The organism is Neisseria sp. P0013.S005 (genome assembly GCF_051958425.1).
In the GTDB taxonomy this organism is placed as follows: domain Bacteria; phylum Pseudomonadota; class Gammaproteobacteria; order Burkholderiales; family Neisseriaceae; genus Neisseria; species Neisseria subflava.
Window position 1 is genome coordinate 1 of sequence record NZ_JBQCVL010000046.1, and the last position, 372, is coordinate 372.

Below are 372 nucleotides of genomic sequence, written 5' to 3' on the forward strand. Positions count from 1 at the left end.
CGAGCCAACAGGATGTGTTCGCGAGTTTGTGGCATAGGACCGTCAGCTGCAGAACATACCAAGATCGCGCCGTCCATTTGGGCAGCACCGGTAATCATGTTTTTAACGTAGTCGGCGTGGCCCGGGCAGTCTACGTGTGCGTAGTGACGGGTTTCAGTTTCGTATTCTACGTGTGAGGTATTAATGGTAATACCACGAGCTTTTTCTTCAGGAGCGTTGTCGATTTGGTCGTAAGCTTTTGCAGCGCCACCGAATTTTTTAGCCAAAATAGTAGTCAAAGCAGCAGTCAGAGTGGTTTTACCATGGTCAACGTGACCGATGGTGCCAACGTTTACGTGCGGTTTGCTACGTTCAAATTTTTCCTTAGCCATG

1 protein-coding gene is annotated in these 372 nt (G+C 48.9%); it reads right to left on the bottom strand.

Going from position 1 to position 372, the window contains the following annotated elements:
* Window positions 1-371: GTP-binding protein (locus ACTHTA_RS11430; RefSeq protein ID WP_406795249.1), on the bottom strand; the 371-nt coding region annotated here is incomplete at its 3' end.
* Window position 372 lies beyond the last annotated feature (1 nt).